The following is a 14,276-nucleotide window of genomic DNA, read 5'->3' as shown; positions in this document are numbered from 1 at the left end:
CACTTGCCGTCAGCAGTCTCGTATTCGATGGCCTCGGTCCGCCCGGGCACGCGCTGCTCGGCGGCCGCGCGCCTTGCAGCCGTAAGGGCCGCTGCGTGACTGGCGAAGGCTTCGGAAAATACGCCATCGACGGTGTAGGCCCAACCGCCATCATGCTGAACGATTTTATAGGTGACATGCGACATCTGGAAACTCGTGTTGCGAGTACGCGGCCCTACCGGGTCGAAACATCGACCCTATTCTATGACAAAATGGGCTGTGTCAAAATGGTCGGTGAAGGGTATTTGAACCAGGAGTTGGAAGGACAAACGATGTGCCGCAACATAAAAACATTATTCAATTTCGAACCGCCCGCAACGGAGGATGAAATCCATGCCTCGGCGCTGCAGTTCGTGCGCAAGCTCTCGGGTTTCAACAAGCCTTCGCAGTCGAACGCGGAGGCGTTCGACCGGGCGGTGGCGGAAGTGACGGCTTCAGCCCGACGGCTGCTAGCCTCGCTGCACACGCATGCGCCCGCACGAGACCGCGAGATTGAAGCCGAAAAGGCGAGGGAGCGATCGAAGCTGAGATTCGGGTGAGGGCCGCGCGTCTAGCTTCCTGATGGTGAGAAGCGGCAAAGCCGCGGGCTCGAACCACAAGGCCACGATGGTCTAGCTGACGTCCCACGCGGCAGGCAGATTCAGCAGGCCTCGGAATGCCCAACCGCCGATCTTCACCGGCTGGCTATGGTCGAGCCGCAAATCTTTCAACCGCGCAAAGATGCTCGGCAGCGCCACGTCGGCCACCATCGCGCGCGAGGCGAAAGCACCGGCGCAGTAATGCGGGCCGGCGCCGAACGCGATGCTCTTTTGGGTATCGCGCGTGATATCGAACAGCTCCGGATTTTCGAAACAGCTCTCATCGCGATTGGCTGAGCCGAACATAAAGAACACCCGATCCTCCGGCTCGAAATCGACTCCGCCATAGGACCAGCGCTTTGCCACCCGCCGCGGTGACATTCCGATCGGCGCGATCCAGCGCGCATATTCCTCGAATACGTCGATCCATTTTGCTCTTTGCTCGCGCACCAGCGCGAGCTGATCGGGATGGGTTAGCAACGCCCAAATGGTGCCGGAGATCGCGTCGCGCGGTTCGTTCTGTCCGCCGGATATCGCGAGCTTGACGTTGGCGCGCACGCTCTCCATCGGCTGGCCGGCCGCCAACAACACGCTCAGGATCGATTGGTTCGGATGCCTGGTCAGAACCGGGACCATGTCGTCGATCGCGGCGTCGATCCCGGTTGTAGCGGCGTGGCAGCGCGCCTCGACTTCCTTGTTGCCGCCGTAATTGGCGATCCCATCGATCATCGCTTGCGACCATGCGTCCATGTCCTGGTAACGCATGTTGGTCAAACCAGTGATGTCCTTCAGGCATTCGGCCGACAACGGCAATGCGAAGGCTTTGCAGAGATCGGCGCGGCCGACAGGTGAGAGCTCATCGAGAATGCGATCGGCATGGGCCTGGAACTGCCGTCTCCAGGTGTCACGCACGGTGCGCGGCGACACCGATGGAAACATGGCGGTGCGCTCGGTCATATGAGCCTCGCCGTCCTTGCGCATCATGTTGTGGCCCATCAACGTATTCATCAGTCCGGCCGGCTGATGCGACGAGAACACGTCGATGCGTTTTTCCTGCGAGAAGATGTCGTCGCGCCGGGTAAAGACGGTGGAGCCGAACTGCGGCACGAACGCGATCGGCGCGTTTTTCCGCATCTTCGCGAAATCCGGATAGGGATCGGCCCAGAACGTGGATACATCAATGTCGAAATGCGGGGCGTTGGACATTTTGATCGCGCCTCAAATCGACCGGTAGCCGCCGTCCGCCATCACGATCGATCCGGTCACGTAGCTCGAGAGATCGGATGCCAGGAAAATCGCCGGCCCGACGATATCTTCCGGCTTTCCGGCGCGGCCTAGCGGAGTGTGATCGATGAAGATCTTCACCAGCCCCGGGTCGTTGGCGCGGACGCTGGCGTTCAGCGGCGTTTCAATTAGCCCTGGACCGATCGCGTTGACGCGAACGCCGTGCTTGCCGAGCTCGGCGGCGAGCGCGCGGGTGAATCCGAGCACGCCGTGCTTCGAACTGGTATACGCTGTCGAGTTCGGCGTTCGCACATGAACAAACGACTGGATCGAGCCGATATTGACGATGCGTCCTTTGCTCGCGAGCAACGGTTCCAGAAACGCATGCGTGACGTTGAAGGTGCCGTTCAGGTTGATCGCGATGATGTCTTGCCAGTCTTTCAGGACCGCTTCGGGATCGGCCGTGAAGGCGTTGCGACGGTTGATGCCGGCATTGTTGACCAGGATAGAGACGCGTCCGATCTTCTCAGCCACTTGTTTCGCAATGGCGATGCAGTCCTCGCGCCGCGTCACATCAAGCGCAAAGCTTTGCGCTTTTCCGCCAGCGCCGCGGATCTCTTCAGCCGCTTCGGCCGCCGTCTTCTCGTTGATGTCGAGCAGCACGACGCTTGCGCTCTCGCGCGCGTAGCCCAGGGCAATCGCGCGTCCGATGCCCGAGCCCGCGCCGGTGACAACCGCGATGTGGTTCTGGAGAAGGGGCATGGACTTACCTTCGATTTTGACGCGTTGGACGCAAATTAATTCAAAATTGCGCGTGCGGAAACGGAAAGCTTTACCCGTCTCGTTGTATTCATTTTGCCCGGTATCGCGCCATGGACAGACAGCTTTCGGAATGGAAACTCGGTCTCGAGCGGATATGGTCGGCGGCGACGCCTGACTATCAGGAGGCCGCGCGCCTTGCCGCCGCCATCGCCAACGCATGCGACGAGATAACGCTGCGCCGGGCCGCCACGCAGGCGCTCCCCATCCTGCGCAGCGCTTGCGCGCCAGATGCGGATCAAAGCATTGAGGACGCCGCGCGGCGCCGGCTCAGGGTCATCCGCGAGGTCCTGCATTCGCTCACAACGCCCCAATTCGGCAAGCGCGCGAACCCTGAGAAAGTTGTAAGCCCTGCGGAGCGCTACCGCGAACTGCTGGAGCTGCCACTCGGCCGGCCTCTTTCGGGCGCCGAGATCCACCGCGCCTGGAAACGCGCCGCCAAGCGCGCGCATCCGGACACCGGCGGCAGCGCGCAGCAGTTTCTGGAGTTGTCTACCGCGCGCGACGTCCTAATGAAGCAAAGGTGACGGTCAGCTTCCCCATTCAAAAAGTTGCGAATGTGCTTTGCCGTTCCAGCTCGTAGGCTACACTCGCGAGCGCGATTCGATCTGCGTCGCAACGCCTGCTCACAACTCTCCGGGGGAATCGTACCGATGAAGATGTCATCTGCCGTTCGTACCGCACTGGTCGCATTGGCCGCATTCGCGGGCGCCCCGTTCTCGTCAGCGTCCTACGCCGACAGCGGTACGGTCTCGCTCACGATTTACAAAGCGGGATGGATCATCGGCGGCTCGGGCGGCGGCGGCACACTGAATTTCCACGGTAGGAACTATCCGCTATCCGCCGGCGGCCTGGACTACGGGCTTGTGTTCGGCGGATCAAAGACGGTGCTGCGCGGCCGCGTCAGCAACATCAACAGCCCATCTGATGTCGCCGGGGTTTATGGCGCGGCCGGCGCGGGCCTTGCGGTCGGCGGCGGCGCGCGCGCGATCGTGCTGACCAACCAGAAGGGCGCAGTGCTCGAATTATCCGGCCGTCAGGTGGGGCTGATGGCGAACGTCGACCTCAGCGGCTTGGCGATTACGTTGAGGTAGGGGCGAGGGCTGGGTTTCGCAGGCTCGGTTAGCCCGACGGGACCGCGCAACGCGCGGCCCGATGACAGTGCTCCGGCGCAACCCACCATTCCCCGCAAATAATTATCTGGCGGATTAGGCTGCGCTAATGCGCCCTACGTTTGGCGCGCTTCTCTCCACGAGCCACAGACCTCACAACACGCGATTGCTCTCCTTCACCTTCTCCGCATCCAGATACACCTCCGCGCCCATCTCCTTGAACTTGGCGCTCATCTGCGCCATGCCGTCCTCGATGGTGCCGTTGATGTTGAGGCCGACGCTCGCCGGATCGTTCAGGGTGGCGGCGTAGTCGCGAACGTCCTGCGTGATCTTCATCGAGCAGAACTTCGGCCCGCACATCGAGCAGAAATGCGCCACCTTGTGCGCTTCCTTCGGCAACGTCTCGTCATGATAGAGCTTCGCGGTGTCCGGATCGAGCCCGAGGTTGAACTGATCCATCCAGCGGAAGTCGAAACGGGCACGTGAGAGCGCGTCGTCGCGCAGTTGCGCGGCGGGATGGCCCTTGGCCAGATCGGAGGCGTGCGCCGCGATCTTGTAGGTGATGACGCCGACCTTGACGTCGTTGCGGTCGGGCAGACCGAGATGCTCCTTTGGCGTCACATAACAAAGCATCGCGCAGCCGAACCAGCCGATCATGGCGGCGCCGATCCCGGAAGTGATGTGGTCATAGCCTGGCGCGATGTCCGTGGTCAGCGGCCCCAGCGTATAGAACGGCGCCTCGCCGCATTCCTGAAGCTGCTTGTCCATGTTGATCTTGATCTTGTGCATCGGCACGTGGCCGGGGCCTTCGATCATCACCTGGCAACCCTTGTCCCATGCGATCTTGGTCAGCTCGCCAAGGGTCTCGAGTTCGGCAAATTGGGCGGGGTCATTGGCGTCCGCGATCGAGCCGGGGCGCAGCCCGTCACCGAGCGAGAACGACACGTCGTATTTGCGCATGAGATCGCAGATCTCCTCGAAGCGCGTATAGAGGAAGCTCTCCTTGTGATGCGCCAGGCACCACTTCGCCATGATTGAGCCGCCACGCGAGACGATCCCGGTAACGCGATTGGCGGTGAGATGGATATACGGCAGCCTCACGCCCGCGTGGATGGTGAAGTAATCGACGCCCTGTTCGCACTGTTCGATCAGCGTGTCCTTGTAGACTTCCCAATCCAGCTTGACCGGATCGCCATTGACCTTTTCCAGCGCCTGATAGATGGGCACGGTGCCGATCGGGATCGGCGCGTTGCGCAGGATCCATTCCCGGGTGGTGTGAATGTTACGGCCGGTGGAAAGGTCCATCACGGTGTCGGCGCCCCAGCGGATCGCCCACACCATCTTGTCGACCTCTTCCTCAACCGAGGAGGTCACCGCGGAGTTGCCGATATTGGCATTGATCTTGGTCAGGAAGTTGCGGCCGATGATCATCGGCTCCAGTTCGCCGTGATTTATATTGCACGGGATGATCGCACGTCCCCTTGCGATTTCAGACCGCACGAATTCCGGCGTGATGAACGGCGGCACGGACGCGCCAAAGCTTTCGCCATCGGCCAGCGCTGCCTCCGCGCGTTCGAGTTGCTGCTTGCGGCCGAGATTCTCGCGAGTGGCGACGTAGATCATTTCCTTGGTGATGATCCCCGCGCGCGCGAATTCCAGTTGCGTGATCTTGCGACCATCGAGCCCGCGGAGCGGTCGATGAAAGGCCGTGAACGCCTTGGCAGCCTTGTCGGCCGAGACATTGCCGTTGTCGACCGGCTTTACCGCGCGTCCCTCATATTCCTCGACGCCGCCTCGTTCTTTGACCCAGGCCGTGCGGTTGCGCGGCAGCCCTGCGTTTACGTCAATCACGACGTCAGGATCGGTGTAAGGGCCCGAGGTATCGTACACCGGGAGGTTCGGCTCGCCGGCCCCCTCGCTCAGCATGATTTCGCGCAACGGCACGCGCACGTCGGCCGCTTCATCGGGAGTGACAAAGATCTTGCGCGACGACGGCAGCGGACCGGTGGTGACGGCGGGAAGCGTCGTGTCGGGGTTGGAGCGAATGTTCATGGGGTCCTCCTTGTGGGTCGCATTTAATCAGGCAGCTTCCGGTTGATCTTGCAGCCAGGCGCGCACCCGCGCGTCGGGCTCAGCGTTTTGGGTGACGTCACTGACGACGGCAATGCTGTCAGCGCCGGCGGCGAATATCTCACCCGCCTGTTCAAGCTTGATGCCGCCGATCGCGACCAGCGGGATATTTCCGATCCGGCGCTTCCATTCGGTGAGCTTGGCGATTCCCTGGGGGGCGAACCGCATTGACTTCAGCGTGGTCGGAAAAATCGGGCCCAGCGCGATGTAATCGGGAGCAGCGCGCAACGCGGTTTCAAGCTCGGCGTCATCATGGGTGGAAATCCCGAGCGTCAGGCCGGTATCGCGGATCGCCTTCAGGTCGGCCTCCGCCAGATCTTCCTGGCCAAGATGAAGATGCTTTGCCCCGGCTATGATGGCCGCGCGCCAGTAATCATTGACCACGAGTTTGGTATCGGTCCCCTTGATGACCGCAAGCGCGTCGCTGACGATCTGCAGCGCTTCCGAATCGTCGAGACCCTTCGCACGCAGTTGCACCGTGCCAACGCCGAGCAATGCCAGGCGCGCGACCCAGGCGACGCTATCGACGACAGGATAAAAGCGATCAGGATACGGCATGCCAGAACGGGGTCCCAACGACAGGGGTTGAAGGGGAGGCGAAGTCGCGCGCTTCCATCAGGCCGGCGTCATAGGCCGCGCGGCCGGCCTCCACACCTAGGCGAAACGCTGTGGCCATCGCGACCGGGTCGGCAGCCTTTGCGATGGCCGTGTTCAGCAGCACGGCATCGTAGCCAAGCTCGAGCGCTTCCGCCGCGTGGCTGGGCGCGCCCAGACCGGCATCGACCACCAGCGCGATCCCGGGCAGGCGGTCGCGCAGCAATTTCAGCGCGTCCCGGTTGATGATGCCCTTGGCACTGCCGATAGGGGCGGCCCATGGCATCACCACCTGGCAGCCCGCGTCGACCAGCCGCATCGCGACGCTGAGATCTTCCGTGCAGTAGGGGAATACTTCGAAGCCGTCCTTGATCAGCGCGGCGGCAGCCTCGACCAGGCCGACCACGTCAGGCTGCAGCGTGTCATTGTCGGCGATCACCTCGAGCTTGATCCATGATGTTCCGAACAGTTCGCGCGCGAGCTTCGCTGTGGTGACGGCTTCGCGCACGCTGCGGCACCCGGCAGTGTTTGGCAGCACTGTGACGTCAAGCTCTCGGATCAGCGACCAGAACGCATCGCCGGTCTTGCCGCCGGCGGCTTCTCGTCGCAGCGAGACCGTCACGATCTCGGCGCCGGACGCGCGAATCGCCGACTGCATGATCGCGGGCGACGGATACAGCGCGCTGCCGATCAGAAGGCGAGAATTGAATTCGCGGCCGTAGAATTTCAGCATGGCGTTCTCCGCACGCTGGGCAAAAACGCGTCATGTTGATCCGCGCGCATGACGTTATCCTCCTTGCCGCGGCGTGATGATCTCGATCTCGTCACCGTTTTTGAGCGGCGTCTGCGCCCACGCGCTGCGGGGCAGCACGTCGTAGTTCAGCGCAATCGCAAAATGCGTGCCCTCATATTCGAGTTCGCCGAGCAGCGCGTCGACGCTCGCAGACGAAATCTCGCGCTGCTCGCCGTTGACGATTACGCGCATTGCATCACCTCATTGTCGATGCGGCCGCACTGAACATAGGCCAGCGTCAATTCCGCCAGCGCCGGCGCAAGCAGGAAGCCATGGCGATAAAGTCCGTTCACCGCGATCCGATTGTCGTCGATCGCAATGCGCGGAAGATTGTGCGGGAAAGCCGGACGCAGACCGGAGCCGAATTCGACAATGCGGGCCTCGGCGAACGCCGGATGTACGGCATAGGCGGCGCCCAGCAGTTCCAGCGCCGAGCGCACGCTGACGCCGGTGTCCTCGGCCTCGATCGAGGTGGCGCCCAGCATGAAAAGATTGTCCTCGCGGGGGATGACGTACAGCGGCCAGCGCGGATGGATCAGGCGGACCGGGCGCGCGAGCTGGACCTCATTGGTTTCGATCAGGATCAATTCGCCCTTGACGCCGCGCAGCTCTGGCTGCTCGTCGCGTGCGCAGAGGCCCCGACAATCGATCACGATGCCTTCAATTCCGTCGCGATCGGCCGCGCGAAGTTCACTGTTGAACTTGATGGTGCCGCCGGCGGCGACAATGCGCTCGTGCAGCTTTGGCAGCACGCGGCGGGGCTCGACATGGCCTTCGGCGGCAAAGAACAGCGCGTCACGGAAGCGGCCCTCGAGCGACGGCTCGAGTTCGGCGAGCGCGGGCGCGTCGAGACGTCGATGTCCTGAGGTCAGGCGAGCGAAGCGTTCGAAGTCTGTGCGGTCGCGGCTGTGCGCCACCACGAGCGACCCGTTGAAGGGGGTCTCCGGCAATTCCCGGCGCCATAGATCTAGCGCGCGCAGGCCGAGCCGGCCAATCACGGGTTCGGATGCCTCAGCCTCGCAATAGGGGGCGAGCATGCCGCCGGCCCAATGGCTGGTGGAAAGCATCATCGCCTGGTCGCTGCGCTCATGCAGCGTGACGCAATGCCCGGCCTGGGCGAACAGCAGCGCTTGCCAGGCGCCGGCAATGCCAGCGCCGATGACGGAAACGGGGGAATCCCCCCGCGGTAGCTTCGAACCTTGGTACATCCCTGTCCCTTCGCCGGCATGACCCGGATCAGGTTCAAAGGGTCACCGCGGTCCCAGACACGAACAACCGTCTGGGCTTGCGGTATCTCAGCTCCTCGTCGGAGCTCCCCTCGGAACGAGGCTAATGTAGGCCGATGCAGGGAGGTGTCAACGCGCCTTTGGCCCGGCATTGACCGGCTAACGCCATGGAACCTGCTGCGCGCGGGCATTGGCCGGCGACAAGGGCGGCAAAGCGACCGCCGGTCCGAACGTCCCCGACGTCTGCACTGGCTGGAATGCCGCGCGCTGAACCCGCTGGCGCTTGGCGGCGTAATAATATCCGCTGGCATAATAGTGCACGGCGCGATTGTCGTCTCCGTGCGCAAGGCGATATGCCCCGGCAAGATATTTCACGCCATAGGTCAGATTGGTATTGGGATCGCGCAGCCCCTCAGCGGTTCCGGTATAACCAAGCCCGCGCGCGGTCGCGAGCTTGATCTGCATCAGTCCAATGGTGCCGCCTCGGCCGATCAAGTGAGGCTGATAACGGCTCTCGCGCACGATCACGCGATGCACCAGTGCCACCGGGACGCCATTGGCTCCGGCATGGGTCGAGACGAGTGCGTCGTACACAGCGCGCTGCGCCAATGCTGGCTGCGAAAAGATCGACGCGGTCGCGGCGGTAAAAACAAGAAAGATCGATCGTTTCATTGGACATGGCCTCGAGAAGAGGAAGGGGAAAGGCGGCGCCAAACATCTGAGCCGCCTAATGTTGCATTTACCCCCATTTACGCGGCAAAACAGGCCATTCGCTAGGGCGTTTGTCAATGCCGGCAGCGGTCTTGACGTGCCCCAAAAATCTGCATCAGCGTCTGTTTGACGCGCAGCTTCGCAGGGCGAACAGGCTGCGCCATCACATCCAGGGTTGCAGAAACTTCTATGCCGGTGACACGGCGCGGTGGTGCGGCAACGCCGGTTGCGATGCATACGTCAGCGCCACTGATTGATCCCGCTGTGAACTGAATCTAAATTTTTTCAAACGCGCACGCGGCTTGCCGCTCAAAAGACGCAATGGCCTTTCAAAAATCCGCAAGACGGCAGGACGCGCCCTGCGACAGTAGCCCTGCCTCGTCCGCGTTAACGAATAAAATCAAAAGGGACAACGTGCCATGGCCAAATTAAAGTTCGATAATTTGCCCCAAGGAAATCCCTGCGCGCAATGCGGTAAGCCGATCTCCACCCCGGAGTGGATTGAAAGCGGTCCGCGACGCGTTTCATATCTCTGGCACTGCTGGGCTTGCGATTATCAATTCGAAGCCGTCGCTTTCTTTGAGCAGGATGCAGACGCAGAGCCGCTCGCCGCTTAGGGAATTCGCGCTCCTTATTTTGACCTCGACACCGGTCTAATCTCGACGCGGAGCGCACTTCGTCGAGCTTCGTGGCGTGTCGAGGTTCCCGGCGTAGTGTCGCTGGTCGTTAACCAAATTCAGAGCGGCATCGGCGGTCAGCGCGCTCCCATAAGCCACAATTGTGTCACTGCGTAACTTATGTTGCGCCGCGCCATCCCGGAAATTGTTCCAGCTATGTGGAACGGCGGGCGTGCTGGCGGGTTTTCTCCCGCATCAGTTTGGCAATAAGGGAGAAAAGCACATGTTAGCGAAATACATGACGGCCGGTGTGGCCGCGTCGGCATTGCTTGCAACGGTTGCATTTGCGCAAACGCAAACACCGTCCGCGACTACCAATAATACAAGCACCCCAGCCGCGACATCGACCTCGAATGCTTCGTACCAAGGTGACTGGCGCACTTCGAAGATCGTCGGGCTGAATGTCTACAACAATAACAACGAGAGCATCGGGTCGATCAATGATCTGTTGACCGACAAGAGCGGGAACATCAAGGCAGTCGTAATCGGCGTCGGCGGGTTCCTGGGCGTTGGCGAGCATCTGGTGGCTGTCGCTTTCGATCAGGTCAAATTCGTAACCGAGCCGGTCGCCTCGACCACGTCGTCGAGCACCTCAAGCACGACCACCGGCGCGTCCAACAGCAAGATGGCGCCTACTTCCTCGGCTCCAGCGAAGACCAATCCGTGGTATCCGGACCACGCGGTGTTCAACGCCACCAAGGATCAGTTGAAAGCAATGCCTGAGTTCAAGTATTCGACCTGAGGCAGAACACGATCTAAATCGAGATGAAAAGAGCGCGTCCGCCGTCGTCGGACGCGCTCTCTTTTTGGCTCTTCTCGAACAGGAGAACGGGAGCAGGAATTTTAGTGGGTCTTGACCAACGGACACCCGCCCTTGTCGATCGGACGGAACGCTTCGTCGCCCGGCACGGTGGCAAGCAGGTTGTATAGATCCCACTCGCCTTTGGACTCCGAGGGCTTCTTCACCTCAAATAGATACATGTCATGAACCATGCGGCCATCCGCGCGGATTTTGCCGCCTTTGGCGAAGAAGTCGTTGATCGGGGTGGCGCGCATCTTCTCCATCACCTTCGGCGCTTCATCCGATCCGATTGCCTCGATCGCTTTGAGATAATGCATGGTCGCCGAATACAATCCGGCCTGGATCATCGTCGGCATGTGGCCCACCTTGTCCATGAAGCGCTTTGAAAAGGCGCGGGTCTCGTCGTTCATGTCCCAATAAAAGGCGTCCGTCACGATTAGACCCTGCGTTGCCTTGGCGCCGAGCGCGTGCGCGTCGGTGATCTCCAGCAGCAGTGCGATCATCTTTTGGCCGCCCTGGGTGATCCCGAATTCCGCCGCCTGTTTAAGCGCATTGGTGGTGTCGCCGCCGGCGTCGGCGAGCGCTATCACTTTGGCTTTGGAGGCTTGGGCCTGCAGCAGGAAGGAGGAGAAATCGGACGAGTTCAGGGGATGGCGGACGTCGCCCAGCACCTTGCCGCCGCTCTCCTTCACGACGTTCGCCGCGTCGCGTTCGAGCGCCATGCCAAACGCGTAGTCCGCAGTTACGAAGAACCACGTGTCCTCGCCGCGTTTGACCATCGCCTTGCCGGCGACGTTTGACAGCGCGTAAGTGTCGTAGGTCCAATGCACCGTGTTCGGCGAGCAAGCAACGCCGGTAATATCGGAGCTGCCGCCGCCGGAATTGATGTTGATCTTGTTCTTCTCGCGAGTGAGGGCGGAAATCGGGAGCGCAACCGAGGAGGTCGGCACGTCGAAGATCGCGTCCACCTTCTCATTGTCATACCAGTTGCGCGCGATACCGACGCCGACGTCGGGCTTGTTCTGGTGATCGGCGTAGATCACCTCGACAGGTTTACCTTTTACCTTACCGCCGTAATCGCTGACCGCCATCTCGACCGCGGTCACCGAGCCTTTGCCGGTTGCGTCCGCATAAAGGCTGGACATGTCGGTCAGTACGCCGATCTTGACAACGTCATCGGAAATCTGGGCGTTGGCGACGGTGCCGAACGCCGCGCAAGCGAGGCCTGCCGCAATCGCGGTCGCTGTAAATTTCATCGTTTCTTCTCCCTGGCGTTTGTTGAGGCTTCTGTATCGTTCTTCTATCTGGCTTGGCAGCGCTCTGCAAAGGCCCAAAACAAGCGGGAACCTGGGCGCATGCAGATAGCGCCGCAAGGCTCGCGCGCCGGCATTTCAGCATCAGAGCTTAAAGCGCAGGCAGTTCGCTCACCGACACATCGATCGTGCCCTGGGCGTTTGCGATCACGCGCAGCGTCTTGGAGTCAAAAGTGATGTCGCCAAGCTGCAGGCTGGTAATGTCAGCCGTCACCCGCACGCCATTTTCGTTGTTCTGGAATTCCGAGACGGCGGCCGCGATTTTCTTTTGCGCATTGGTTGCAAATGGCTTGAGGTCGATCGTTGCTTTTTCCGCAAGCATCGTTTGGAGGTAGGGCACGGCGGCGCGGGCGGCGGCTCCGAGCAACCCGAATGCGGCCTCTGACTCGACCGCAAGCTGGACGTTCGCCAACTTAAGGATCTGGTGCGCCTGATCGAGCACCGGCTTGCCCCAGATATGCACGGTAGCTTCGGCACCCAGTCCGAGGAAGCTTTCCTTCTCCTTGGCATTCAGTAGCAGCGAAATCAGCAGTCGGTCTCCGGATGCCGCGACGCTGGCGCGCTTGACCGTGATCTTAACCGAGCCTGAGCCGTCTTCCGGGAACGTGCGGCCGGCGAACTGCGCCTCGATGATCTTGTTCACATCTGAGAACGGCAAATCGATCGGCACGGCGATGCTGACTCCGCCGGGCGTCGGCGGAACGATGTCAATCTTTGCGGGGAACGGGCAATCAGGTTTGGTCTGCAGCGGCGTAATACGGGTCTCCGCTTCGACGCCGAGCGTCACTGTCACGGCGGATGCATCGACACGAGGCTGCACCGCGATCGCGCGGGTTGGCCGCAGTTCGAGCCAAAGCGGCGGCAAGTTCGACGCAGCGCCGGTGCCCTGCAGCGCTATCGAGCGGCAGGCCTTGGCCCATTGTATTCGCGCGTTCTGAATGAAAATTCGATCGTTTCGGACTCGCGTCTCAGCAGCGGCGACCTGATCGGCGACGGTCTTCTCTATCAACGGTTTGACCTGAGCCGGAACATTGACGTGCGCGCCTGCAACCGAAAGGCTGGTATCACCCAGCATCACCTGCGCGGCGAGATTTGGCTCAAGGTGCCAGGCAGCGGCGAGTTTCGGCCGCGAGCTGAAAACGACGCTGCCCTTGATTTCGGCATTGGCATTGATGGATTTGATGTTGATGCTGCCGATCTGCTTGGCGATATTTCCGCCCAACAGCCCGCCGAGCGCGTCGCTAACCGGGCCAGTCACCTTCGATGACAGCGAGCCGGTCACGTTGAGCTTTCCGGCCAAGGGTGTCGCCAGCGATAGCACGTCCTGGGCGCCCGTCGTAGCGATCGGCCCGCGTGATGCGGTCCAGCCGATGTCGGCGCTCTGCAAGACCTCGGATATCGGATTGTCGGCCTTGCCGCCAAAGGAACGCGGCGCGGCCCGATCGACGGCGTCACGAATAGCGGCCAGTGAAATCGAGACGGGCGCGAGGATGATCGAGCGATGCGCCGCCGCGGGCAGTGGCGGCAATTCGACGAGCGCCGGCACGGGAAGCGCGACGCGCGGCGCTAGCCAGTCCATCACCTTCAGGCTGCCGAAGAATGAAGCCGCGATGACCGCGACCCCGAGCAGGATCGTTTTGAGGCTAACCGGCGGCAGCTTTCACCCCTCGGATTTGTTCAATTGAGGAGTCTACAGCGCGGGTGGGCGACGCGCCAGACCGGCGCTGATCTCCGTTGCGGTGCCAGCCAGACGCGGCTCAGGATGTGGCTCGCATGCGGCGTGTCAACTCGGAAGAACTCGGCATGGGTCAATAGAACCTTCGCGATCGCCTCACGAACCGAAGCACGAAAACGCCCCCGCGGAGTTCAGCCGAAGGGGCGCGCTAAGGATTGGCTAGCTCTTTTCTAGAAGATTCCGAGCACGATCGCACCGACGAGGGCAAATGCGAGATACGCGGCAACAACGCTCAATCTGCTCGCGAAAGGAGCCATGAAGGTCATCGGAAAATCTCCGTGATTCACATCGCTGCCAACTAACCTCAAAGCTGTCGATCGGTTCCCGTCGGAAAAAGTCAGCTTTATTGTCTCTCGCGAGCCGCCACGGACGGACGCATGGTTAAAGAGTCGTGAAATCAATCCGTTGAAGAGTCCTTAAATAAATTCACCGAACCTGCGCGCATGACGCGCGGAGTTCGTTTGTATCTCGTCGGCTCCTTCGTCCTTGTCTCGATGGCGGGCTGCGGCCGTGGATTTTTTCA

At 61.3% G+C, this 14,276-nt stretch carries 15 protein-coding genes and 1 riboswitch; of the genes, 4 read left to right on the top strand and 11 right to left on the bottom strand.

What is annotated here, in order from left to right:
- Positions 1–185, bottom strand: a 185-nt coding sequence (locus VJV58_RS08080; RefSeq protein WP_324136819.1) for a hypothetical protein, incomplete at its 3' end; no start/stop codon positions are given.
- 126 nt (positions 186–311) lie between these two features.
- On the opposite strand from VJV58_RS08080, the gene VJV58_RS08075 reads away from it, so the two are divergent.
- Positions 312–578, top strand: coding sequence for a DUF2277 domain-containing protein (locus VJV58_RS08075; RefSeq protein ID WP_324136820.1), 267 nt, complete (start codon positions 312–314; stop codon positions 576–578).
- Positions 579–650: 72 nt separating this feature from the next.
- Here the strand turns inward: VJV58_RS08075 and VJV58_RS08070 are convergent, their stop codons facing one another.
- Together VJV58_RS08070 and VJV58_RS08065 are read right to left on the bottom strand one after the other, a co-directional pair.
- Positions 651–1,823, bottom strand: coding sequence for a cytochrome P450 (locus VJV58_RS08070; protein WP_324136818.1), 1,173 nt, complete (start codon positions 1,821–1,823; stop codon positions 651–653).
- A 12-nt stretch (positions 1,824–1,835) separates the two neighbouring features.
- The gene (locus VJV58_RS08065; RefSeq protein ID WP_324136817.1) at positions 1,836–2,603 is read right to left on the bottom strand and encodes an SDR family NAD(P)-dependent oxidoreductase; all 768 of its coding nucleotides are present in this window, start codon (positions 2,601–2,603) and stop codon (positions 1,836–1,838) included.
- Positions 2,604–2,713: 110 nt separating this feature from the next.
- Here VJV58_RS08065 and VJV58_RS08060 point away from each other — a divergent pair, with 110 nt between their 5' ends.
- Entirely contained in the window at positions 2,714–3,187 is a 474-nt protein-coding gene (locus VJV58_RS08060; protein ID WP_324136816.1) for a J domain-containing protein, read from the top strand.
- 126 nt (positions 3,188–3,313) lie between these two features.
- The gene (locus tag VJV58_RS08055; RefSeq protein WP_324136815.1) at positions 3,314–3,754 is read left to right on the top strand and encodes a hypothetical protein; all 441 of its coding nucleotides are present in this window, start codon (positions 3,314–3,316) and stop codon (positions 3,752–3,754) included.
- A gap of 171 nt (positions 3,755–3,925) precedes the next feature.
- On the opposite strand, the gene thiC is transcribed toward VJV58_RS08055, so the two are convergent.
- The 6 genes from thiC to VJV58_RS08025 all read right to left on the bottom strand — a co-directional run bounded on the left by thiC (position 3,926) and on the right by VJV58_RS08025 (position 9,187).
- On the bottom strand, positions 3,926–5,824 hold the full coding sequence (gene thiC, locus VJV58_RS08050) for a phosphomethylpyrimidine synthase ThiC (RefSeq protein WP_324136814.1): 1,899 nt from the start codon (positions 5,822–5,824) through the stop codon (positions 3,926–3,928).
- Between the two features lie 27 nt (positions 5,825–5,851).
- Entirely contained in the window at positions 5,852–6,460 is a 609-nt protein-coding gene (locus VJV58_RS08045) for a thiamine phosphate synthase (protein WP_324136813.1), read from the bottom strand.
- Positions 6,447–7,229 carry a thiazole synthase gene (locus VJV58_RS08040; protein ID WP_324136812.1) on the bottom strand — a complete coding sequence of 261 codons (783 nt, stop codon included), beginning with the start codon at positions 7,227–7,229 and terminating at the stop codon, positions 6,447–6,449. The genes VJV58_RS08045 and VJV58_RS08040 overlap by 14 nt, the downstream gene beginning before the upstream one ends.
- Positions 7,230–7,283: 54 nt before the next feature.
- Positions 7,284–7,481 carry a sulfur carrier protein ThiS gene (gene thiS / locus VJV58_RS08035; protein WP_324136811.1) on the bottom strand — a complete coding sequence of 66 codons (198 nt, stop codon included), beginning with the start codon at positions 7,479–7,481 and terminating at the stop codon, positions 7,284–7,286.
- A complete protein-coding gene (locus VJV58_RS08030) occupies positions 7,472–8,497 on the bottom strand; it encodes an FAD-dependent oxidoreductase (RefSeq protein WP_324136810.1) in 1,026 nt (341 codons plus the stop codon). The genes thiS and VJV58_RS08030 overlap by 10 nt, the downstream gene beginning before the upstream one ends.
- Positions 8,485–8,618: riboswitch (TPP riboswitch) on the bottom strand. (Overlaps the previous gene by 13 nt.)
- A 56-nt stretch (positions 8,619–8,674) precedes the next feature.
- Positions 8,675–9,187, bottom strand: a complete 513-nt coding sequence (locus VJV58_RS08025) for a transglycosylase SLT domain-containing protein (RefSeq protein WP_324136809.1) — start codon at positions 9,185–9,187, stop codon at positions 8,675–8,677.
- A gap of 939 nt (positions 9,188–10,126) precedes the next feature.
- On the opposite strand from VJV58_RS08025, the gene VJV58_RS08020 reads away from it, so the two are divergent.
- Positions 10,127–10,645, top strand: coding sequence for a PRC-barrel domain-containing protein (locus tag VJV58_RS08020; RefSeq protein ID WP_324136808.1), 519 nt, complete (start codon positions 10,127–10,129; stop codon positions 10,643–10,645).
- Between the two features lie 101 nt (positions 10,646–10,746).
- Here the strand turns inward: VJV58_RS08020 and VJV58_RS08015 are convergent, their stop codons facing one another.
- Together VJV58_RS08015 and VJV58_RS08010 are read right to left on the bottom strand one after the other, a co-directional pair.
- Positions 10,747–11,961, bottom strand: coding sequence for an ABC transporter substrate-binding protein (locus VJV58_RS08015; protein ID WP_324136807.1), 1,215 nt, complete (start codon positions 11,959–11,961; stop codon positions 10,747–10,749).
- A gap of 148 nt (positions 11,962–12,109) precedes the next feature.
- Positions 12,110–13,675, bottom strand: a complete 1,566-nt coding sequence (locus VJV58_RS08010) for a DUF4403 family protein (RefSeq protein ID WP_414641447.1) — start codon at positions 13,673–13,675, stop codon at positions 12,110–12,112.
- Positions 13,676–14,276 lie beyond the last annotated feature (601 nt).

The sequence above is a fragment of the Bradyrhizobium sp. genome, from assembly GCF_035273305.1.
Classification (GTDB): Bacteria; Pseudomonadota; Alphaproteobacteria; order Rhizobiales; family Xanthobacteraceae; genus Bradyrhizobium.
Note: the sequence above shows the minus strand (reverse complement) of the source record. Positions and strands in the feature narration are given on the sequence as shown.